Annotated in this window: 17 protein-coding genes and 1 other RNA gene; 2 read left to right on the top strand and 16 right to left on the bottom strand. The window is 63.5% G+C overall.

From position 1 onward, the window contains the following. Positions 1 to 72: 72 nt before the first annotated feature. From IB262_RS07890 to rimP, 11 genes are all read right to left on the bottom strand, one after another. Positions 73 to 1,089, bottom strand: a complete 1,017-nt coding sequence (locus IB262_RS07890; protein WP_060580570.1) for a class I SAM-dependent methyltransferase — start codon at positions 1,087 to 1,089, stop codon at positions 73 to 75. A gap of 81 nt (positions 1,090 to 1,170) precedes the next feature. Next, entirely contained in the window at positions 1,171 to 3,324 is a 2,154-nt protein-coding gene (gene pnp, locus IB262_RS07885) for a polyribonucleotide nucleotidyltransferase (protein WP_112976974.1), read from the bottom strand. Between the two features lie 355 nt (positions 3,325 to 3,679). Then, positions 3,680 to 3,949 (bottom strand): 30S ribosomal protein S15, encoded by a 270-nt coding sequence (gene rpsO / locus IB262_RS07880; RefSeq protein ID WP_029742369.1) that lies wholly within the window; start codon positions 3,947 to 3,949, stop codon positions 3,680 to 3,682. 270 nt (positions 3,950 to 4,219) lie between these two features. Next, positions 4,220 to 5,932, bottom strand: a complete 1,713-nt coding sequence (locus IB262_RS07875) for a sensor histidine kinase (RefSeq protein ID WP_162728885.1) — start codon at positions 5,930 to 5,932, stop codon at positions 4,220 to 4,222. Between the two features lie 183 nt (positions 5,933 to 6,115). Next, the gene (gene truB, locus IB262_RS07870; RefSeq protein ID WP_034804752.1) at positions 6,116 to 7,051 is read right to left on the bottom strand and encodes a tRNA pseudouridine(55) synthase TruB; all 936 of its coding nucleotides are present in this window, start codon (positions 7,049 to 7,051) and stop codon (positions 6,116 to 6,118) included. A gap of 8 nt (positions 7,052 to 7,059) precedes the next feature. After that, positions 7,060 to 7,467, bottom strand: a complete 408-nt coding sequence (rbfA, locus tag IB262_RS07865) for a 30S ribosome-binding factor RbfA (RefSeq protein WP_029742366.1) — start codon at positions 7,465 to 7,467, stop codon at positions 7,060 to 7,062. 79 nt (positions 7,468 to 7,546) lie between these two features. Then, on the bottom strand, positions 7,547 to 7,999 hold the full coding sequence (locus IB262_RS07860) for a hypothetical protein (RefSeq protein WP_029742365.1): 453 nt from the start codon (positions 7,997 to 7,999) through the stop codon (positions 7,547 to 7,549). After that, entirely contained in the window at positions 7,999 to 10,710 is a 2,712-nt protein-coding gene (infB, locus tag IB262_RS07855; RefSeq protein ID WP_034804758.1) for a translation initiation factor IF-2, read from the bottom strand. The genes IB262_RS07860 and infB overlap by 1 nt, the downstream gene beginning before the upstream one ends. A gap of 105 nt (positions 10,711 to 10,815) precedes the next feature. Beyond that, on the bottom strand, positions 10,816 to 11,523 hold the full coding sequence (locus IB262_RS07850) for an RNA-binding protein (RefSeq protein WP_089043097.1): 708 nt from the start codon (positions 11,521 to 11,523) through the stop codon (positions 10,816 to 10,818). A 5-nt stretch (positions 11,524 to 11,528) separates the two neighbouring features. Continuing rightward, on the bottom strand, positions 11,529 to 13,148 hold the full coding sequence (gene nusA, locus IB262_RS07845) for a transcription termination factor NusA (RefSeq protein WP_029742362.1): 1,620 nt from the start codon (positions 13,146 to 13,148) through the stop codon (positions 11,529 to 11,531). Positions 13,149 to 13,194: 46 nt separating this feature from the next. Continuing rightward, entirely contained in the window at positions 13,195 to 13,815 is a 621-nt protein-coding gene (gene rimP / locus IB262_RS07840; RefSeq protein ID WP_029742361.1) for a ribosome maturation factor RimP, read from the bottom strand. A 273-nt stretch (positions 13,816 to 14,088) separates the two neighbouring features. On the opposite strand from rimP, the gene IB262_RS07835 reads away from it, so the two are divergent. Continuing rightward, positions 14,089 to 15,723, top strand: coding sequence for an MFS transporter (locus IB262_RS07835; protein WP_029742360.1), 1,635 nt, complete (start codon positions 14,089 to 14,091; stop codon positions 15,721 to 15,723). 109 nt (positions 15,724 to 15,832) lie between these two features. On the opposite strand, the gene IB262_RS07830 is transcribed toward IB262_RS07835, so the two are convergent. From IB262_RS07830 to ffs, 5 genes are all read right to left on the bottom strand, one after another. Next, positions 15,833 to 17,071: a lytic murein transglycosylase gene (locus IB262_RS07830; RefSeq protein WP_029742359.1), complete on the bottom strand. Its 1,239-nt coding sequence runs from the start codon at positions 17,069 to 17,071 to the stop codon at positions 15,833 to 15,835. Between the two features lie 42 nt (positions 17,072 to 17,113). After that, the gene (gene recR, locus IB262_RS07825) at positions 17,114 to 17,719 is read right to left on the bottom strand and encodes a recombination mediator RecR (protein WP_029742358.1); all 606 of its coding nucleotides are present in this window, start codon (positions 17,717 to 17,719) and stop codon (positions 17,114 to 17,116) included. A gap of 162 nt (positions 17,720 to 17,881) precedes the next feature. Continuing rightward, a complete protein-coding gene (locus IB262_RS07820; protein WP_029742357.1) occupies positions 17,882 to 18,205 on the bottom strand; it encodes a YbaB/EbfC family nucleoid-associated protein in 324 nt (107 codons plus the stop codon). Positions 18,206 to 18,244: 39 nt separating this feature from the next. Continuing rightward, the gene (locus IB262_RS07815; RefSeq protein WP_112976975.1) at positions 18,245 to 20,113 is read right to left on the bottom strand and encodes a DNA polymerase III subunit gamma/tau; all 1,869 of its coding nucleotides are present in this window, start codon (positions 20,111 to 20,113) and stop codon (positions 18,245 to 18,247) included. Between the two features lie 45 nt (positions 20,114 to 20,158). Next, positions 20,159 to 20,256: signal recognition particle sRNA small type (gene ffs, locus IB262_RS07810), an RNA gene on the bottom strand. 64 nt (positions 20,257 to 20,320) lie between these two features. Between ffs and IB262_RS07805 the strand changes: the two genes are divergently transcribed. Further along, positions 20,321 to 20,773, top strand: coding sequence for an HIT family protein (locus IB262_RS07805; protein WP_029742355.1), 453 nt, complete (start codon positions 20,321 to 20,323; stop codon positions 20,771 to 20,773). Position 20,774 lies beyond the last annotated feature (1 nt).

Raw genomic sequence — 20,774 nt, 5'->3', positions numbered from 1 at the left:
GATGCAAAAAAGCCGGGTCATCTGCCCGGCTTTTTCCATTCTCGGATGGCGCAAAATGCGTCCTGCGGCGTCTCAGCGCTTGGCCCAGAGCACCTTGAATCGGGCGTTGCGGCAGGTCTCGCCATATTCCTTGGAATTTTCCGCCAGCACCTGCTCGTAGGGAAGGCCACGATTGGCGACCATCATCAGCTTGCCACCCTGCTTCAGCGCCTTCAGCGCCGTCTTGATGATGGCGACGCCGAGCGACGGCTCAGCCGCGTGGCCTTCATGGAAGGGCGGGTTCATGACGATGAGGTCGTATTTGTCGCGCGGCTCTTCGCTCGTCAGGTCGAACCAGTAGAAACGGGCCGGCATGCGCGGCGCGTTCGCCATCATGTTGACGCGGGCCGCCTCGAGCGCCTCGTGATCGGCCTCGAAGAGATCGACCCCCTTGGTACCCGGTGAAGCTTCAGCAAGCTTGGCTGCGAGATAGCCCCAGCCAGCGCCGAAATCGGCGGCGTGGCCATGGAAATCGTTCGGCAGACGCGACGCCAGCAGCTCGGAGCCCGCATCGATGCGGTCGTGCGAGAACATGCCAGGCGAGGCCTCGAACAGACCGTCGACGCGTACCGGCACCTTGGCAAGCTTTTGCACTGCGTCGGTGACATCTTCCGGGCGGGTGAACCAGAAGGCGACGCCGTGATACTTCGGCAGATGGTCGCCGTCCCATTCGAACTTGGCGATGCGCTTCTTCAGCGACTGGATGCCGTCTTCCTTGCCGCCGGCAACGACGATCAGACCGCCCTCGCGCGTGCGCTTCAGCGCCTCGGCGATCCGGTCTTCGTTCTCGCCCTTGTGCTTGCCGCAGAGGATCAGCGTGACGTCGTAGTCCTCGCCGGTGATTTCAGGCGCCACGTCGGCGCGGGCGGCTTCCAGGGCGCGATAGAGCGGCCGCAGCGGCTGCACCGCCGAGATCGACGCCTCGAAGCCCTGCGGCAGCCTGTAGCCCGCCTCGGCGCCGAGGAACAGCACGCGCTCGCCCTCGCCCGGCGGGTCGATCACGCCGCTGTCGAACGGGTAAAACAGGGTCTTCAACGAATCTCGGCTCATCGGTCTATCCGTCATCTTCCTACAAGAAAGGGGCGCGGAGCGATCCGCCCCGCGCCCCGAATGCATTCGGGTGAAGCGCGCTTATTCAGCGGCTTCGCCGTCGCCCTTCTTTTCAGACTTTTCGGCAACGATTTCCTTGCCGGTGGCCTGGTCGACGACCTTCATCGACAGGCGAACCTTGCCGCGCTCGTCGAAGCCCATGAGCTTGACCCAAACCTTGTCGCCTTCCTTGACGACGTCGGTCGTCTTGGCGACGCGCTCGGAGGCGAGCTGCGAGATGTGGACGAGACCGTCACGGGCGCCGAAGAAGTTGACGAAGGCGCCGAAGTCGGCGGTCTTCACAACGGTACCTTCGTAGACCTGGCCGACTTCCGGCTCGGCGACGATCGAGTGGATCCACTTGCGGGCCGCTTCGATTTCCTTGCCGGACGAGGAGGCGATCTTCACGGTGCCGTCGTCTTCGATGTTGATCTTGGCGCCGGTCTTTTCGACGATTTCGCGGATGACCTTGCCACCCGAACCGATGACTTCGCGGATCTTGTCGACCGGAATGTTCATGACTTCGATGCGCGGGGCGAACTCACCGAGCTGGCCACGGCTTTCGGAAATGGCCTTGGCCATTTCGCCGAGGATGTGGAGACGGCCGCCCTTGGCCTGGTTGAGCGCGATGCCCATGATCTCTTCGGTGATGCCCTCGATCTTGATGTCCATCTGGAGCGAGGTGATGCCGGCGTCGGTACCGGCAACCTTGAAGTCCATGTCGCCGAGGTGGTCTTCGTCGCCGAGAATGTCGGAGAGAACGGCGAAGCGCTCATCTTCCTTGATCAGGCCCATGGCGATACCGGCAACCGGCTTTGCGAGCGGAACGCCGGCGTCCATGAGAGCGAGCGAGGTGCCGCAGACGGTGGCCATCGAGGACGAGCCGTTGGACTCGGTGATCTCGGAAACGACGCGCAGCGTGTAGGGGAACTGCTCGGCTTCCGGGAGCATCGGGCGGATAGCGCGCCAGGCGAGCTTGCCGTGACCGATTTCGCGGCGGCCCGGGGAGCCCATGCGGCCGGTTTCGCCGACCGAGAAGGGCGGGAAGTTGTAGTGCAGCATGAAGCGTTCTTTGTACATGCCGGTCAGGCTGTCGACGTACTGTTCGTCTTCGCCGGTGCCGAGCGTGGCAACGACGATCGCCTGCGTTTCACCGCGGGTGAACAGCGCCGAACCGTGGGTGCGCGGCAGAACGCCGACTTCCGACACGATCGGGCGAACGGTTTCCAGATCGCGGCCGTCGATGCGGCTCTTGGTGTCGAGGATGTTCCAGCGAACGATCTTGGCCTGCAGGTGCTTGAAGACGGCGCCGATTTCTTCGGCCGAATGGGCCGGGTTCTCGATGCCCTCAGGCAGGAAGTGCGCCTTCACCTTGGCCTTGACGGCGTCGACGGCAGTGTAACGGGCAGCCTTCTCGGTGATCTTGTAGGCGTTGCGCAGCTCGTCTTCGGCAAGCGAGAGCATGGCGTTTTCGAGAGCGGAATGATCTTCGGCTTCGAATTCGCGCGGCTCCTTGGCAGCGACTTCAGCGAGCTTGATGATGGCGTCGATGACCGGCTGGAAGCCCTTCTGACCGAAGACGACGGCGCCGAGCATAACGTCTTCCGGCAGTTCCTTGGCTTCGGATTCGACCATCAGCACCGCTTCCTGGGTACCGGCGACGACGAGGTCGAGGGTCGATTCGTCCATCTCGTCGAGATGCGGGTTCAGAACGTACTGGCCGTTGATGTAGCCGACGCGCGCGCCACCGATCGGGCCCATGAAGGGGATGCCCGACAGCGTCAGCGCTGCAGAAGCGGCGACCATCGACAGGACGTCGGGGTTGTTTTCGAGGTCATGCTGCATGACCGTGACGATGACCTGGGTGTCGTTCTTGTAGCCATCGGGGAAGAGCGGACGGATCGGACGGTCGATCAGGCGCGAGACGAGCGTTTCGTTTTCGCTCGGACGACCTTCGCGCTTGAAGTAGCCACCCGGGATCTTGCCGGCGGCGTAGGTCTTTTCCTGGTAGTTGACGGTCAGCGGGAAGAAGTCCTGGCCCGGCTTCGGCGACTTGGCCGAAACGACGGTGGCGAGAACGACGGTTTCGCCGTAGGTGGCGAGAACGGCGCCGTCAGCCTGACGGGCGATCTTGCCGGTTTCGAGCTTGAGCGGACGCCCAGCCCATTCGATTTCAACCTTGTGGGTATCGAACATGTTCTGTCCTTCGTGTGCGGCGGACCTCTCCGCGGCTGTTACAGCGCGGGCGGTCGAAGGGCCGCATGAAATGGCGCATCACGGGCAAGACAACGGGAGGCTTCACGCTTTAATCGGCTGTTTTCCGCTTTGCCCGACCATCCGCTTTCAGCGACGTTTCCGGCAAGCAGGGGCCGAAGCATCCTGCAATCCTGCCCCATGACGGGCCATCGGTTGATCCGCGATACCGGCCCATCCGGCTCGCTGGATTCTCTCGTTTAGCCACGTTTCCTATGCGGCTGGAGAGTTTAATCGTCGAGCGTTCAACGCTCCATAAAAAAGCCGGCGGGCCGCAAAGACCCGCCGGATAAGTCGCTTAGCGACGGATGCCCAGGGCACCGATCAGCTTGGTGTAGCGCGCTTCGTCTTTCTTCTTCAGATAGTCGAGGAGCGAACGACGGCTGGAAACCATCGCGAGCAGACCACGGCGGGAATGGTTATCCTTCTTGTGGCCCTTGAAGTGTTCGGTCAGGTTGTTGATCCGTTCCGTCAGGATAGCAACCTGGACTTCCGGAGAACCGGTGTCGCCTTCAACGGTTGCAAATTCCTTGATGAGCTGAGCCTTACGCTCTGCAGCAATCGACATCGGATGATCCTTTCGATTTCGAGGATTTCGGGACGCCGTCAGCCGGGATGTCGTCCAGCTGCGGCCGTGAATGCAACGGGCATGCGCCTTTTGCTGGCGTGCCTATAAACGAATTGGATGAAAAAGGAAAGGGTCATGGACCGGCGCCCGGGAGGGCCGGCGGAAGACCTCAATTGCCGGTCGGGAACGGGTGCACCGGCGGCGATTTCATTCGGCCGCGATCGGCAGGAGTGCGGCCCCGATCGAGGGAGAAAAAGTGACGGCGGCAGGTCATGGCGCGTCATCCCCTTCGGCCGGTCGCGGCACGGTGATCCGCCACTCGATGCCGTCGGCATGCATCATCCGCTCGAGCCCCGCATTCAGGGCCATGCCGAGCATGCGTTCGAGCACGAGCGTGCCAAACCCCTTGCGGATCGGATCTGAGGGCTTGTCCGCGAGATCGGCCCCCTCCTCCCGCCAGCGTATGGCAATGCCCTCATCCTCCAGCGACCAGCTCAGCTTGACGACGCCTGAGGTGTTGGCGAGCGCGCCATATTTGGTCGCATTGGTCGCGAGCTCGTGCAGCGCCATGCCGAGTGTCTGGGCGATCTGGGTCTCGAGCCGCAAAGGCGGGCCGGACAGGATCACCCGCCTCGGATCGTCAGGCGTGAATGGCTGAAGCTGGTTCTGGGCCAGTTCCCGGAAATCGACCCCTTGGGCGGCGTTGGCGATCATAAGGTCGGTGGAGCGGGCGAGCCCGGCGATGCGCTTGCGGAAACTGTCGGCGAAATCAGCGGCACTCTCGGCCGAATAGACCGACTGGTTCAGCATGGACTGGATCACCGTCAGCTGGTTCTTCGAGCGGTGCGCCACCTCGCGCATCAAGAAACGGATTTCGCTCTCCGCCTTGGTGCGCGCGGCCGCCGCACGGGCCAGAGCTGCCGAGACCTGTTCGACCTCGGCGATCATATGCGGGCGCGGCTCGATCCGCTCGCCGGCGCCAAGGCGGCGGGCATCCTGCGCCACGAGCTTGACGCCCTGCGACAACAGCCGCGCGATTGCCAGCGAACCGGCGATCGCGATGCCGGCAAAGATGATGCCGCCGAGCGAAAGCCACAGGAACGACCAGACGGCCGGAGCATCGACGATCGCCCGCGGTGCCCAGGCGATGATCCGCCAGCCGGTGATCACCGAGAATTCGGTCGCCACCCGGTACTCCGTGCCGTTCTCCTTGATGTTGCGAACGCCGATGCTGATCGCCGGAACCTTGTCGAGGAAGAACGGCTCCCCGGCCTTGACCGCCGCGTCCGAGGAGATGATGACCTTTCCCGCGCCGTCGACGAGGGCCGCGTTCCAACCAGGCGACAGCGTATCGCGGTTGACGGCCTTGGCCATGTTCTCGGCGTTTTGCGTCAACGCCAGCAGATACTCCTCACCGGTCGAGAGTTTTGCCGGCAGATAAACGTTGAACACCCATTTTCCGGCGGTCTTGCCGAAGAAGACGTTGGAGACGAGCGGCGCGCCGCTATTGGTGAAGGCGCGCTCGATGGAGTCCGCATCCGACCCCTTGCCAAGCTGAGTGCCGAAGGGGACGCGGGTGTTAAGCCGCTGCTCGTGCTTGCGATCGATGACGATCAGATAGGAATCCGTCTGCGCGAGCGCCGTCGAGGCTCTCTCGTAGAAGGCTTGCAAATTGTCGTCCTCGATCGCCCGCGAGGTCGACAGCACCTTCAGCGTCGTCAACATGCCCTCGATATCGCGCTCGACGATGCGCGTCACCGATCCGGTCGAGGCCTGCAGCAGCGAGGTGATGACCTGTTCCTGCGCGTCGACGCTGCGCTTCAGCACGACCAGCGAAAAGATGAAGGCCGGAACGATGGCGACCAGCAGCAGCGACGTCAGATAGAAACTGAACGGGCGGGTCAGCCGATGACGGGCGCGATCAACCATCGCCGCCAGGCCATCGCTTGCCCTGCGCTTTCCTTCCTCCGTCACACCGGTCACCTGCAACGTCCCTTGCGGTTCCCTGCCGGCGGCATCAACGCCTTCGGCGCACGCCGCCGCAAGCGGCGCAACCGCCAAACGGCAACGAAACGCGATACGGAAACGGAATCACCTCGGATGGCCTGGGAACCCATGCCGGGATCATGCGTCAAGGATAAAGCAAAGGCAAATGGTTCCGGGTGCTTAGCTTCCCGCGAATACGCGCTTGGGGCGGAATTCGCCCTCTGCGATCTCACCGATCGCGACCAGCTTGCCGCGCGCCGTGGCATAGGCCTCAGGCGTCGCCAGCGGTGCGTCGCGGCCGCGCAGGATAATGGGATTGCCCATCCTGAGACGGTGCGCCTGGTCGTCATTGACAGGCACGTGCGGCAGGCTGGAAAGCGCCTCGCCGGTCTCGATCAGATAGGCGTCGAGTGCCGCCAGACGTTCCTGGTCGTCCTCGATCTTTTCCAACGCCACCAGGTCGGCAAGCGGCACCATGTCCTCTTCGCCGAAGGGCGCGACGAAGGTGCGGCGCAGCGACGCGATGTGGCCGAAACAGCCGAGGTCGCGGCCCATGTCGCGGGCGAGCGAGCGCACATAAGTGCCCTTGCCGCATTCGATTTCGAAGTGGGCCAGGTTGGGTGCGGCACCCAGCAGAGTCAGCCGGTGGACCTCGACCTCGCGGGCCGGGATTTCGACCGTCTCGCCGTCGCGGGCGAGATCATAGGCGCGTTCGCCATCGATCTTGATCGCCGAGAACTGCGGCGGCACCTGGCTGATGACGCCGGTGTATTTCGGCAGAAGCGCGCGGATTGCCTCTTCGTTCGGCCGTTCGGCCGAGGAATGGGTTACTTCGCCTTCGAGGTCGTCGGTGGAGCGTTCCTCGCCCCAGGCGACGGTGAATTCGTAGATCTTGCGGCCGTCCATGACGTAAGGAACGGTCTTCGTCGCATCGCCAAGCGCGATCGGCAACATGCCGGAGGCCAGCGGATCGAGCGTGCCGGCATGGCCGGCCTTCTGGGCCTTGAACAGCCACTTGATCTTCGAGACAGCTTCGGTGGAGCCGAAGTCGAGCGGCTTGTCGAGGATCAGCCAGCCCGAGATCGGGCGGCCCTTGGGCTTACGCGGTTTGGACATGAAATCTACTATTCTTCGTCTTCGCTGGTCTGGTCGAGATCGCGGCTGACTTCCGGCGAACGCAAGAGCTCGTCGATCTTCTTGTAATTGTCGAAGCTCGTATCGTCGCGGAAACGAACGTCGGGCATGTATTTCATCTGTCGCAGCTGCGGGCCGAGGCGGCCGCGAATGTACTTGGCATTGCGGTTGAGCGCGTCGATGACCTCGGCATGGTTGGGCACGCCAAGCGGCGTGACATAGGCCGTGGCGATCTTCAGATCCGGTGACATGCGCACTTCCGAAATCGCGATGACGGTCTTCTCGATCACCGGATCGCGGACCTCGCCGCGTTGCAGAACCTGGGTGATGGCAGCGCGCACCTGTTCGCCGACGCGCAGCATGCGCTGTGAGGGGGCAGAGGATGTGGCTTTGCTCATGGTCGTTGCTTTCCAAGGTATTGCGCCCGCTCGGGGCGGCAAACCGTTTTACTCTTCAGCGTAATATACCTTCCGTGCCTCAGGCACGGGTAGCTCTGATTGCCTGCGCCCGCTTTCTTCGACGCAGTCCCAGAAAGACGCCCGTAGCGGTCAACACGAGCGCGGACAGCAGTTGGATCAGTTCGAACTGCGGATGTGCGCAACCCTCATTGATGGCCGACTGCCATACCTGGTGCGCGGCATCTCCCCAGGACGTAATGGCCACCAGGAGGAGGAGGCCGCCGAGAAGGCTCCCGACCCAAAGCAGCGCCCGAAGGCGCAAAACCGCTGAACCGGTAACGAGACAGAAAAGCGCCGCCAGGCCGACCCAATTGGTCAGAAAAGCGGCCACCTCGTTGAGAACCGAGAATTTCTGACCATCCCATTCGGGATAGATCTTGTCGCAGACTTCCGCGAAGGCCGGCGTCCACCAAAACGACACAACAGCGGCCAGGGCCGCCGTTGTGCAGATTTGCCGGGCTTTCAGGCCCATTAGAGCGTCCGGGTGATATGCTCGACGCGGAAGCACTCGATCGTATCGCCGGCGCGGATGTCTTCGTAGTTCTCGAAGGCCATGCCGCATTCCTGACCGACATTGACTTCCGAGACTTCGTCCTTGAAGCGCTTGAGGGTCTTGAGCTTGCCTTCGTGGATAACGACGTTGTCGCGAACCAGACGGACACCGACGCCACGCTCGACCTTGCCTTCGGTGACGCGGCAACCCGCGACCTTGCCGACCTTGGTGATGTTGAACACCTCCAGGATCTCGGCGTTGCCGAGGAAGGTTTCGCGACGCTCTGGCGAGAGCAGGCCCGACATCGCCGCCTTCACGTCATCTACCAGATCGTAGATGATGTTGTAGTAGCGGATTTCGATGCCGGCACGCTCGGCGGCCGAACGGGCCTGCGAGTTGGCGCGGACGTTGAAGCCGATGATCGCGGCGTTCGATGCCTCGGCGAGCGAGATATCGGACTCGGTGATACCGCCGGCACCCGAATGCACGATGCGCGCACGCACTTCGTCGGTTCCGAGCTTGTCGAGAGCACCGGCGATCGCTTCGATCGAACCCTGCACGTCACCCTTGATGACCAGCGGGAACTCCTTGAGACCGGAGGTCTGGAGCTGGGTCATCATCTGCTCGAGCGAACCGCGCGAGCCGGACTGACGGGCAACCTGCTTCTCGCGGGCGAGACGCTGGCGGTACTCGGAGATCTCGCGAGCACGGCTTTCGTTCTCGACGACGGCGAACTTGTCGCCGGCTGCCGGCGTACCGGACAGGCCGAGAACCTCGACCGGCATGGACGGACCGGCTTCCTTGACGTGTTCGCCCTTGTCGTTGACGAGCGCGCGCACACGGCCCCACTGATCACCGGCGACGATGATCTGACCCGGACGCAACGTGCCCTTCTGAACGAGGACGGTGGCAACCGCACCGCGACCGCGGTCAAGCTCGGCTTCCACGACCGTACCTTCGGCCGTCCGGTTCGGATTGGCGCGCAGGTCGAGGATTTCCGCCTGAAGCAGGATCGCTTCGAGCAGCTTGTCGAGGTTGGTGCCGTTCTTGGCGGACACTTCCACGTCGAGGACTTCACCGCCCATGGATTCGACGAAGACTTCGTGCTGCAGCAGTTCGGTGCGAACCTTCTGCGGATTTGCCGACGGCTTGTCGACCTTGTTGATCGCCACGATGATCGGAACACCGGCCGCCTTGGCGTGGTTGATCGATTCGATCGTCTGCGGCATCACGCTGTCGTCAGCCGCAACCACCAGGATCGCGATGTCGGTCGCCTGGGCACCGCGAGCACGCATGGCGGTGAACGCCGCGTGGCCGGGGGTGTCGATGAAGGTGATCTTGTTGCCGTTCTGCTCGACCTGGTAGGCGCCGATGTGCTGGGTGATGCCACCGGCTTCGCCGGCCACCACGTTGGCGTGGCGGATCGCATCGAGCAGCGAGGTCTTACCGTGGTCGACGTGACCCATGATCGTGACGATCGGCGGACGCGGTTCCATTTCTTCGTCCGTGTCCGAAACGTTGAAGATGCCCTCTTCGACGTCGGATTCCGAAACGCGCTTGACCGTGTGGCCGAATTCGCCGGCGATGAGTTCGGCCAGGTCGGCATCGATCAGATCGCCGGGCTTCATCATCTGACCTTCCTTCATCAGGAACTTGATGACGTCAACGGCGCGCTCAGACATGCGCTGCGACAGCTCCTGAATGGTGATGGTCTCGGGCAGGATGACTTCGCGCGAAATCTTCTCGCGGGTTTCCTGCATCTGGCTGCGCTTGAACTTCTCCTGGCGGCGACGCATGGCCGACAGCGAACGGGCGCGCTGGCCGCTATCCTCGTCGGCAGCGGTGGTCAGTGTCAGCTTGCCCTGGCGGCGGCCGTCGTCGCCCTTCGGGCGGGCCGGAACCTTGGCAGGCTCGGGACGCACGACCTTGCCGCGCGCCGGACCTGCGCCGGGACGCGGACCACGATCGTCATCCTTTTCGTTGTCGACCTTACGGCCGCGCAGTGCGCCGGCCGGAGCCGGGGTCGGAAGTCCACCTGCCTGGTCGGCGGGCCGTCCGGCCTGCGGGCGGCTGTCAACGCGACGCTCGGTGGAAGCCGGTGCGCGAGCAGCCACGGGGCGCTCTTCAACAACCTCTGCGGCCTTAACTTCGGCTTTGGCTTCGGGCTCGGCAGCCGCGCGGGCTGCTTCCTCGGCAGCGCGGCGTGCGGCTTCTTCCTTCTCCTGCTGGAGACGGGCTTCTTCCTCACGCTTGCGGCGTGCTTCGTTCTCAGCGCGGATGACCGCTTCTTCGGCGTCCCGGATCTGGGCTTCGGCCAGAGCACGGCGGCGCGCATCGATCTCACCGGCGGATAGCTGGTTCAGAACGACACCGACGCGCGGACGATTGGCCTGGTTGGCTTCCTGACGCGTCGAATGCTGCTGCGGCTGCGGTGCCGGGCGACCCGAAGGCTGCGGCTGAGCCGGGCGCTGATCGGCCGGGCGCGCAGCGGGAGCTGCAGCAACCGGTGTGATCGGACGCTCGTCCTTGGGGCGGTGGAAGGGGCGTTTCTTGGTTTCGACCACGACCGCCTTGGTGCGGCCACGGCCCATGTCCTGACGCACGGTCCCCTGCGAAACCCCGTGGGGCTTCAGGGTCAGCGTCTTCTTGCCCGCTGCGCTGCCTGTCTTGTCGTCGTTGTTGTCGGTCATTCCGTTCCGTTCCTAGCGATCAGGGCCGGATGCGTATCACCTGACCCTGTCTTCCAAATTGTCTCAAACAATGTACGCGATGCCAGACTGTGCCGGTGACGCGGGTCATTGCTGTGGCTTGCCAGCGCCGCCGTCGGCCCGGACCGGGACGGATCCTCGGTACTTTTCGAGCATGATTGCGCGCTTCACTACACCTTCACCCGCCTGCCCTGCAAGCGCTGCGGCATGGATAAAAGCATTACTTCCTAAAAGGCCCTCCATTTCCGCCCCGGTGAAGGGACGGAACGAAGGTATTTCCATTTCATCGTCGGCCACAAAGCTCATCGCCTTGCGGGCCTGGTCTATCTTGCGCACGCCGTCGGCCGCAGCGTCGGACGCGTGAAACACGGCGAGTGCCGCCAGTCCCCTGACGGCCTGCTCCGTCTTCGTTGCGCCGGAGATGAACTGGGCCGCCTTGCGCGCCATGTTCATCATTCCGGCCAGCTGCTCGGCGAGCAGCCGGTCGACATCGTCGGCGAGCGTCGCGTCGGCCTTGACGTCCGCCTTCAGGGCGCGGGCGAAGAACTTCTTCGCCACCGCCTTCTCAATCAGCGTCCGCTCGGCCTTGACCCAGCAGCCGCGCCCCGGAAGCTGACGCTTCAGATCGGGAACGACGCGACCGTCTGGCCCAGCCACGAAGCGGATCAACTCGTCTGGCGAACCGCTTTCACGGGTGACGATGCAGGTCCGCGTGCTGCCGTTGCGATCCTTCGGCCCCCCATCCGTGGGCAGGGCGTCCGAAGGCAGGCTGTCGGCATGATCAGAGGCGATCATCGTCCTTAAGCGTCCTGCTCGGCGCCTTCGGCAACGTCGATCGGCTCTTCACCTTCGACCTCTTCGCTTGCCAGGTCCTCTTGCGTGATCCAGCCAGCTGCGAGGCGGGCCTGAACGATCATGGCTTCGGCTTCGGCGCGCGAGACGTCGAACTTCGAGAAGGTGCCTTCGAAACGCTTGGTCTCGCCGTCCTTGCGTTCGCTCCAGCCGACGAGATCGTCAGCGGCGCAACCAGCAAAGTCCTCGACCGTCTTGATGCCTTCTTCGCCCAGCGCAACGAGCATCTGGCTCGTCAGGCCGTCGATTGAGCGCAGTTCGTCGGCAACGCCGAGTTCGCGGCGCTTGGCATCCATTTCCGCCTCGATCCGGTCCAGGTACTCGCGAGCGCGGGTCTGGATTTCGTTGGCGGTCTCGTCGTCGAAACCGTCGATCGACGCAATTTCGTCGAGATCGACATAGGCGAGCTCCTCGACGGCGGCAAAGCCTTCCGAAGCCAGCACCTGACCGACCATTTCGTCGACGTCGAGCGCATCCATGAAGAGGTTGGTGCGCTCGGTGAATTCCTTCTGGCGGCGCTCGCTCTCTTCCTGCTCGGTCAGGATGTCGATATCCCAGCCGGTCAGCTGCGAAGCGAGGCGAACGTTCTGGCCGCGTCGGCCGATGGCGAGCGACAGCTGCTCGTCGGGAACGACCACTTCGATGCGCTCGGCGTCTTCGTCGAGAACGACCTTGGCGACTTCCGCCGGCTGCAGCGCGTTGACGATGAACGATGCCGGATCCTGCGACCACGGAATGATGTCGATCTTTTCGCCCTGCAACTCGCCGACGACGGCCTGAACGCGCGAACCGCGCATACCGACGCAGGCGCCGACCGGATCGATCGAGCTATCGTTGGAGACGACCGCAATCTTGGCGCGCGAACCCGGGTCGCGGGCAACCGACTTGATCTGGATGATGCCGTCGTAAATTTCAGGCACTTCCATGGTGAAGAGCTTCACCATGAACTGCGGATGGGTACGCGACAGGAAGATCTGCGGGCCGCGCTGTTCGCGGCGAACGTCGTAGACGAAGGAGCGGACGCGATCGCCGTAGCGCATGTTTTCGCGCGGGATCATCTCGTCGCGACGGATGATGCCTTCGCCACGGCCGAGGTCGACGATGACGTTGCCGTATTCGACGCGCTTGACCGTGCCGTTGACGATCTCGCCGACGCGATCCTTGAACTCGTCGAACTGACGGTCGCGCTCGGCTTCACGCACCTTCTGCACGATGACCTGCTTGGCCGACTGGGCGGCGATGCGGCCAAAATCCATCGGCGGCAGCGGGTCGGCGATGAAGTCACCGAGCTTGGCGTCCGGATTGCGATCGCGAGCAAGCTCGAGCGGGATCTGCGTGGAGTAGTCGTCAGCCTTCTCGACCACTTCCAGAAGACGCTGCAGGCGGATTTCGCCAGTCTTGGAGTTGATGTCGGCGCGAATGTTCGATTCCGACCCATAGCGCGAGCGGGCGGCCTTCTGGATCGCGTCGGCCATCGCGGCCAGAACGATCTCGCGGTCGATCACCTTTTCACGCGCGACAGCATCCGCGATCTGCAGAAGCTCGAGCCGGTTAGCACTGACTGCCATGTCTTGTCTCCGTTGGGTTGCAGGGGGCTTTCAAGCTCCGCCCGACTTATTCCTCAATAGGTGAATCTTCGTCTTCGAAATTCTCGTTCGCGGCACGCGCAGCCTTGGCCTTCTTGTCGGCCGTCAGCGCATCGCGGATCAGATCGTCGGTCAGGATCAGCCGCGCTTCGGAAAGCGTGGTGAACGGGATCACGACGACGGGCTCCTCGCCATAGGCCACCTGGTCGCGCTCAAGCCGGAAACCGTCGTCATCGACAGAAACGATCTTGCCGCGGAATCGCTTGCGGCCATCGACCAGAACCGACGTCTCGCATTTCAGCAGGTGACCCTGCCAGCGGAAGAAGTCGGACTTGCGCACCATCGGGCGGTCGATGCCCGGCGACGACACTTCGAGATGATACGCCTTGTCGATCGGATCTTCCACATCGAGCACCGGCGAAATGGCCTTGGAGATCTCTTCGCAGTCCTCGACGGTCATGGTGCCGTCGGTGCGCTCTGCCATGATCTGCAGCGTCATGCCGTTCTGGCCCGACATGCGCACGCGCACGAGCTGGTAGCCCATCGGCACGATCACCGGCTCGATGATGTCGGCGACGCGCTGGTCGAGACCGGTTTCGGTGATCAGGCGGGGTTCATTTGCATTTTCAGCCGTTGTCGTATCGGACAAACGATCATCTCCTCATCGGACCGGCTAATAAAAAAGAGCGGGTCCTGACGGGCCCACTCTTCATCTACCGATCAAGAATTTGAGGCTCATATACGCCCCATCGCCGCAAATTGCAAGGCATTGGGCCGTCCGACGCAAATGGCCGGACGAACCGCCGGCGAGCATCTTCGCCAACAAGGTCAGTTTCAGCGGGTGGCACTTCGCGTTGTCGGGCCTATAACAGGAGACGAACCGCTTCGAGACGACAATCAAGAAACGAAGAGAGAAGACGAGGTGCCAACCCGTATTTCGCCGCTTGCCCCCTTCAAGCACGATATCTTCCGCACGATATGGATCGCGAGCCTCGCCTCCAATTTCGGCGGCCTCATTCAATCGGTCGGGGCCGCCTGGCTGATGACCTCCATTTCCTCGTCGGCGAACATGGTGGCGCTGGTGCAGGCTTCGACCTCGCTGCCGATCATGCTTTTCTCGCTTGTCTCTGGCGCGCTTGCCGACAATTTCGACCGGCGGCGGATCATGCTGGTGGCGCAGTGTTTCATGCTCTTCGTCTCGGCGCTCTTGACGATCTGTGCCTATGTCGGGCTGATCACGCCCTGGCTGCTCCTGCTCTTCACCTTCCTCATCGGCTGCGGCACGGCGCTCAACAACCCGTCCTGGCAGGCGTCGGTCGGCGACATGGTTCCGCGCGAAGACCTGCCGGCAGCGGTCGCGCTCAACAGCATGGGCTTCAACATCACCCGAAGCGTCGGCCCGGCGATCGGCGGCGCCATCGTCGCGGCGCTCGGTGCGGCGGCTGCCTTCTTCGCCAATACGCTCAGCTATTTCGCCATCCTCTTTGCGCTGGTGCGCTGGCGTCGCGAGGTGCCGACGAGCACGTTGCCGCGCGAGACGCTGGGGCGCGCCATTTCGGCTGGCCTGCGCTACGTCGCGATGTCGCCGAACATCGGCAAGGTTCTCTTGCGCGGCTTCCTTTTCGGCCTTTCGGCGAGCGCCATCCTCGCTCTTTTGCCGCTCGTCGCCCGCGACCTCGTTCAGGGTGGGCCGCTCACCTACGGTCTGATGCTCGGCGCCTTCGGCCTTGGCGCGATCGGCGGGGCGCTGCTCTCCGCCCGCCTGCGCGAGAAGCTTTCGAGCGAGGCGATCGTGCGCATCGCCTTCACCGGCTTTGCCGCCAGCGCCGCGATCACGGCCTGGAGCACCTATGCCTGGCTGAGCTGTCTCGTGCTGCTCATCTCCGGCGCCTGTTGGGTGCTGGCGCTGTCGCTGTTCAACACCACGGTGCAGCTGTCGACGCCGCGCTGGGTGGTTGGCCGGGCCCTTTCGCTCTACCAGACCATGACCTTCGGCGGCATTGCCGGCGGCAGCTGGCTCTGGGGTACGGCCGCCGAGCAATATGGCGCGGCCAACGCGTTGATGGGCTCCTGTCTGCTGATGTTCGCCGGCGTCGTGGTCGGTTTTCGCCTGCCCTTGCCGGAATTCACCTCGCTCAACCTCGATCCGCTGAACCGCTTCAACGAGCCGCCGCTCGAACTGGACCTGAAACCGCGCAGCGGCCCGATCGTCATCATGATCGACTACGAGATCGCCGACGACGATATCCCGGAATTCCTGACGACGATGGCGGAACGGCGGCGCATCCGCATCCGTGACGGCGCCGGACACTGGGCGCTGATGCGCGACCTCGAAAACCCGACCACCTGGACCGAGACCTACCACGTGCCGACCTGGGTTGAATATGTGCGTCACAACCAGCGGCGCACCCAGGCGGACGCGGCCGTCGGCGACAGGCTGACGGCGCTGCATAGCGGCAAAGCACCCCCGCGCGTGCACCGGATGATCGAGCGCCAGACGATCGTGCCGACCCATTACGAGCGCTACAAGCGCCAGGTGAATGTGGACATGCACTAGCTTGTGCCGGCCCTCGCGCCGATCTCGACCATGCAACGAAAAAGGCCCCGGTGACGGGGCCTTTTCTTTTCGGCAGTCGGCGCACCAGCGCCTCCGGCTGCAATTGGCTCTACCGCAGCTTCGCCTTCAGCGAAGCATCGGGGAAGCAGGTGGCGGCAAGGCCGCTCTTTGCCTGCCAGTCGCCGAGCGAACGGCGCGTCTTGTAGCCGGGGAGACCATCGACCTTGCCGACGTCGTAACCCTTGGCAACCAGCGCCTTCTGCATCTTCAGAACGTCCGAGCGCAGCATGTTGCCGACGTCGCCCCAGGTGCCGCGGAACGCGCCGCCGCCCGTCGCAATGCGGTCGGCGAGGTTGCCGATGAAGAGCGCGTAGAGGTCGGAGTTGTTGTATTCCTTGAGCACGTAGAAATTCGGCGTGACGATAAACTCCGGCCCATGGCGACCAGCGGGCACCAGCATCATCGAAGATGCGGACAATTCGTGCGACGGAAAGGCCTTGCCGGAAATCCTGACGATCCCCTTGTTCGCCCAACTCGACAGGGGCTGGGCGAGGTCCGGCCCTTCCTGCGCACAGGAGACGGCTTCGGGAATCGATACTTCGAAGCCCCAGTCACGCTCGCGCTGCCAGCCCTTCTTGACCAGATAATTGGCGATCGACGCCAGGCTGTCTGGCACCGAATTCCAGATGTCGCGGCGGCCGTCGCCATCGAAATCGACGGCATATTGCAGGAAGCTCGACGGCATGAACTGCGGCTGACCCATCGCGCCGGCCCAGGAGCCGCGCATCGCCGCCTCGTCGACATCGCCGCTGTCGAGAATGTGCAGTGCCGCGATCAGCTCGCGGCGAAACAGGTCTGGCCGCGTCGACATAAACGCCTTGGTCGCGAGCACATCGACCACCGGATAGGGGATCTTGGCGCGGCCGAAGCCGGATTCGCGGCCCCAGATGGCAACGATCACCGAGCCCGGCACGCCATAGGTGCGCTCGATCTTCTTCAGGGTCGACGCATGGGTGGAAGCCAGGCTGCGGCCGGTGGCGGCGAGCCCCTGCAGACGCTTTTCCGAGAAGTAGTTTCCGGGCGAGGAAAACTCCGCCTGGCTCTGCTTCTGTTCCTTCGGCTTCGGGAAGCCGGGCGGCGCCAGATCCGGCAGGTCCCAGTTGAGCTTCACGTCGGAAAACGCCGCCTTGAAAGATCCGGCGGAAATGCCGGCCTTCTTCGCCTCCGGCCAGAGATCATTCTGCAGCCAGGTACGAAACTGCGCCTCGACATCGGCTTTGGTCGCGGCTTGCGCGAGCCCCAGCCAGCCACAGAGCAGCAAGGTCGTCAGTGAAAGAAGTCTCAGCATAAGGCTTCCCCATCGGTTGGATTGCAGCGTCCGAAATGACGCTCAGATCGACGTGCGGGCGCGAAGGGCAGCCGCCAAGGTGCCTTCGTCGAGATAGTCGAGCTCGCCGCCGACCGGCACGCCATGGGCAAGCCGGGTGATCTTCACCTCCATGCCTTCGAGCTGGTCGGTGATGTAGTGCGCTGTCGTCTGGCCCTCGACGGTGGCATTGACGGCGATGATCAGCTCGCGGACGCCGCCATTGGCGACGCGCTGGACGAGACCCTTTATGTTGAGATCGTCGGGGCCGACGCCGTCGAGCGGCGAGAGCGTGCCGCCGAGCACATGATAGGCGGCGTTCATAGCGCCGGCGCGTTCCAGTGCCCAGAGATCGGACACGTCCTCGACAACGATGAGCACGGAGTGGTCGCGACGCTCGTCCGAACAAACGGTGCAGGGATCGATCGTATCGACATTGCCGCAGCAGGAACAGATGCGGACCTTGCGGTGCGCTTCGCCCATCGCGTCGGCGAGCGGACCCAGCAACTGGTCCTTCTTCTTGACGAGATGCAGGGCGGCGCGGCGCGCCGAACGCGGTCCGAGCCCCGGCACTTTCGCCAGGAGCTGGATGAGTTTTTCGATTTCGGGGCCGGTGACTCGTTTTGCCATGCGGCGCTTTTAGCCCATATCGCGCCGAAACGGAATCGCCTTCGAAGCGCCCGCACGCGAAGCGGCGGGTGTCGACGCGGTACCCGGCGGCTACCACCACCGGCGCGCAAATGCTGCGGGCGGCAGACCGCCCTGCTTCCCGAACCTACTGCCTGGAGACGATCAGAAGGGCAGCTTCATGCCGGGCGGAATCGGCAGGCCGGCGGTCAGTTCGCGGGTCTTTTCCGCCTGCACGGCTTCGGCCTTGTCCTTGGCGTCCTTGTGGGCGGCGACGATCAGGTCTTCGAGGATCTCGACGTCGTCTTCCTTGAACAGCGAGGGATCGATCTTCAGGCTCTTGAGGGTGCCCTTGCCGTCGAGGCGAACGGTGACGAGGCCACCGCCGGAGGTGCCGTCGACTTCGAGCGCGGCGATTTCCGCCTGCATCTTTTCCATCTTGGCCTGCATTTCCTTGACCTTGCCCATCATCCCCATGATGTCGCGCATCGTCGTCTCCTGTCTTTCTGTTTCTGCTCGCAGACGGGACTATTCGATGTCGTCGCCAGGGACGATATCGCCGTCGGCGGATTCGGCTGTGGCCGGAGCCTGGCTCTCGGCCTCTTCTTCAACGGCGCGAATGCGCACGTCGGTGATCTTGGCGCCCGGGAACCGGGCGAGAATGGCGGCGACATCGGGGTCCTGGCGCGCGTCGTTGACGCGCTGCTCCTGCGCCCGCTGTTCCGCCTCGATCAGCGTCGGCTCACCGGCCTCGCGGCTGTAGCTGACGATCCAGTGGATGCCGGTCCATTCCTTGAGCTTGACGGCCACTTCGCCAAGCAGCGTCTTCGGCGCGTCATCCGAGACGTTGACGTCGAGACGTCCGGGCTCGATCCGCACGAGCCGCAGAAAGCCGCGCACCAGCGTCTTCAGCTTGATGTCGCGGTTCTTGGCGCAGAGATCGGCGATGTCGGCGATCGAATTGACCGGCACCGACGGCTGCGGCTTGGCCGCAGGCGCCGCCACCGGGCGTTCTTCGATGCGGCCAATGGCAACCGCCTGGGGCGCCACGTCCGGGACGGCGCGCAGCATGGTCGCGCCATTGCTCGTCGGGCGCTGCACCGGCAGCGGCTGCGATGCCTGCGCCGACACGGACACGGAAGCCTGGGCCTGTGCGCCGCCGCCGTTGCCACCTGAAGGGCCAGGGCGAGCGCCGCCGCCTTCATTGCCGGAAAGTTCCAGCAAGCGCCGCGCGGCCTCTTCAGGCGCCGGCAGATGTGCCGCATGCGCCAGGCGGATCAGCACCATTTCGGCGGCACCCGCCGGGCGCGACGAGCTTTCGGCTTCTGGAATGCCCTTCAGGAGCATCTGCCAGATGCGCGAGAGCGCCGTAACCGCCACGCTCTCGGCAAAGCCGGCACCGCGGGTGCGCTCGATCTCGCTCAAGGACTGGTCGTTGACCGCCTCCGGCACGTATTTCATCCGGGTGACAAGATGGGTGAAATCGGCAAGGTCGGTCAATACGACCGTCGGATTGGCGCCGGCCTCGTATTGTGCGGTGAATTCCTTGAGGGCCGCGGCGACATCGCCTTTGACGACGTGCTCGAAGAGGTCGACGATGCGGGCGCGGTCGGCAAGGCCGAGCATCGAACGCACGGTTTCGACTTCCACAGCGCCGCCGCCATGGGCAATCGCCTGGTCGAGCAGCGACAGGCCGTCGCGCGCCGAGCCTTCGGCAGCGCGGGCCACCATCGCAAGCGCTTCCGGATCGAAGGATACGCCTTCCTTGCCGAGGATCGTCGAAAACAGGCCGACGAGATCGGACGCGCTGATGCGGCGCAGGTCGAAGCGCTGGCAGCGCGACAGCACCGTGATCGGCACTTTTCGGATTTCTGTGGTGGCGAAGATGAACTTCACATGCTCCGGCGGCTCTTCGAGCGTCTTCAGCAGGCCGTTGAAGGCCTGGGTCGAGAGCATGTGCACTTCGTCGATGATGTAGACTTTGTAACGCGCCGAGACCGGGCGGTAACGCACCTGCTCGATGATCTCTCTGATATCGTCGATGCCGGTGTGCGAGGCGGCGTCCATCTCGATGACGTCGACGTGACGACCGTCCATGATCGCCTGGCAATGCTCGCCGGGAACGCGCAGGTCGATCGTTGGCCGGTTGATATCCTGCGTCTTGTAATTGAGCGCGCGAGCGAGGATGCGGGCGGTGGTGGTCTTGCCGACCCCGCGCACCCCGGTAAGCATGTAGGCTTGGGCGATGCGGCCGGTTTCGAACGCGTTGGTGAGCGTGCGCACCATCGGTTCCTGGCCGACCATCAGGTCGGAGAAATCCTTGGGGCGATACTTGCGCGCCAGAACACGGTAGGCGGCTGGTTTCTCAACGGATGAAATGGACGTATCGTCGCTCATCGACCCTGCCGCTGTTCGAACTCTTGTCCCGACAGGACGGAGAAGGTGGGAGGCTGGCACGATGACCCGTGCCGGAGCTCGTTGGGGCTGCTTCCTTCCGGACCTGACCCGGTTGGCGAGTGGCTCGTCCACCACCAACCTCCCGGCTTCCATATCGGCAATATCGAAAGCAAATGCAAGCCAAGCCGTCAAAAAACTGATATCGATATGCAAAACAAGGCGAATCCGCCATTCTCAATAGCCGAGGAGACCCAGTTGACGACCTTCACCCTCGACGAGCGGCTCGAGCGCGACGGCATTCCGATCGCCTCGATCGGGCTTTGCCAGATGCGGCTGATGAACGACCGCCGCTGGCCCTGGCTCGTGCTCATTCCTCAGCGTGAAGGCATTTCTGAGATCTTCGACCTCACCCCGCTCGACCAGACGATGCTGACCTTCGAGACGACCATGGCAGCGACGGCGCTGAAGAAGGTCACGGGCGCCGAGAAAATCAATATCGGCGCATTGGGTAACATCGTCCGGCAGCTTCACGTGCATATCATCGCCCGCAGCGACGGCGACCCGAACTGGCCGGGGCCGGTCTGGGGCTTCGGCAAGGCGGAGCCGTGGGACGAAAAAGAACATCAGGCCTTCGCAGCCCGCATTCTGGAAAACCTCTGAA

Source organism: Ensifer sp. ENS02 (genome assembly GCF_014851885.1).
Lineage (GTDB): Bacteria > Pseudomonadota > Alphaproteobacteria > Rhizobiales > Rhizobiaceae > Ensifer > Ensifer adhaerens.
This window is presented reverse-complemented; position numbering and strand designations above follow the sequence as displayed.

Coding starts and splice junctions, on each gene's coding strand:
- IB262_RS07890 (WP_060580570.1), bottom strand. CDS start 1,089: ATGAGCCGAGATTCGTTGAAGACCCTGTTTTACCCGTTCGACAGCGGC.
- IB262_RS07860 (WP_029742365.1), bottom strand. CDS start 7,999: ATGGGCCTGAAAGCCCGGCAAATCTGCACAACGGCGGCCCTGGCCGCT.
- rbfA (WP_029742366.1), bottom strand. CDS start 7,467: ATGAGCAAAGCCACATCCTCTGCCCCCTCACAGCGCATGCTGCGCGTC.
- truB (WP_034804752.1), bottom strand. CDS start 7,051: ATGTCCAAACCGCGTAAGCCCAAGGGCCGCCCGATCTCGGGCTGGCTG.
- nusA (WP_029742362.1), bottom strand. CDS start 13,148: ATGGCAGTCAGTGCTAACCGGCTCGAGCTTCTGCAGATCGCGGATGCT.
- IB262_RS07850 (WP_089043097.1), bottom strand. CDS start 11,523: ATGATCGCCTCTGATCATGCCGACAGCCTGCCTTCGGACGCCCTGCCC.
- recR (WP_029742358.1), bottom strand. CDS start 17,719: ATGGCAAAACGAGTCACCGGCCCCGAAATCGAAAAACTCATCCAGCTC.
- IB262_RS07815 (WP_112976975.1), bottom strand. CDS start 20,113: ATGAGCGACGATACGTCCATTTCATCCGTTGAGAAACCAGCCGCCTAC.
- IB262_RS07820 (WP_029742357.1), bottom strand. CDS start 18,205: ATGCGCGACATCATGGGGATGATGGGCAAGGTCAAGGAAATGCAGGCC.
- infB (WP_034804758.1), bottom strand. CDS start 10,710: ATGACCGACAACAACGACGACAAGACAGGCAGCGCAGCGGGCAAGAAG.
- rpsO (WP_029742369.1), bottom strand. CDS start 3,949: ATGTCGATTGCTGCAGAGCGTAAGGCTCAGCTCATCAAGGAATTTGCA.
- pnp (WP_112976974.1), bottom strand. CDS start 3,324: ATGTTCGATACCCACAAGGTTGAAATCGAATGGGCTGGGCGTCCGCTC.
- IB262_RS07805 (WP_029742355.1), top strand. CDS start 20,321: ATGCAAAACAAGGCGAATCCGCCATTCTCAATAGCCGAGGAGACCCAG.
- IB262_RS07830 (WP_029742359.1), bottom strand. CDS start 17,071: ATGCTGAGACTTCTTTCACTGACGACCTTGCTGCTCTGTGGCTGGCTG.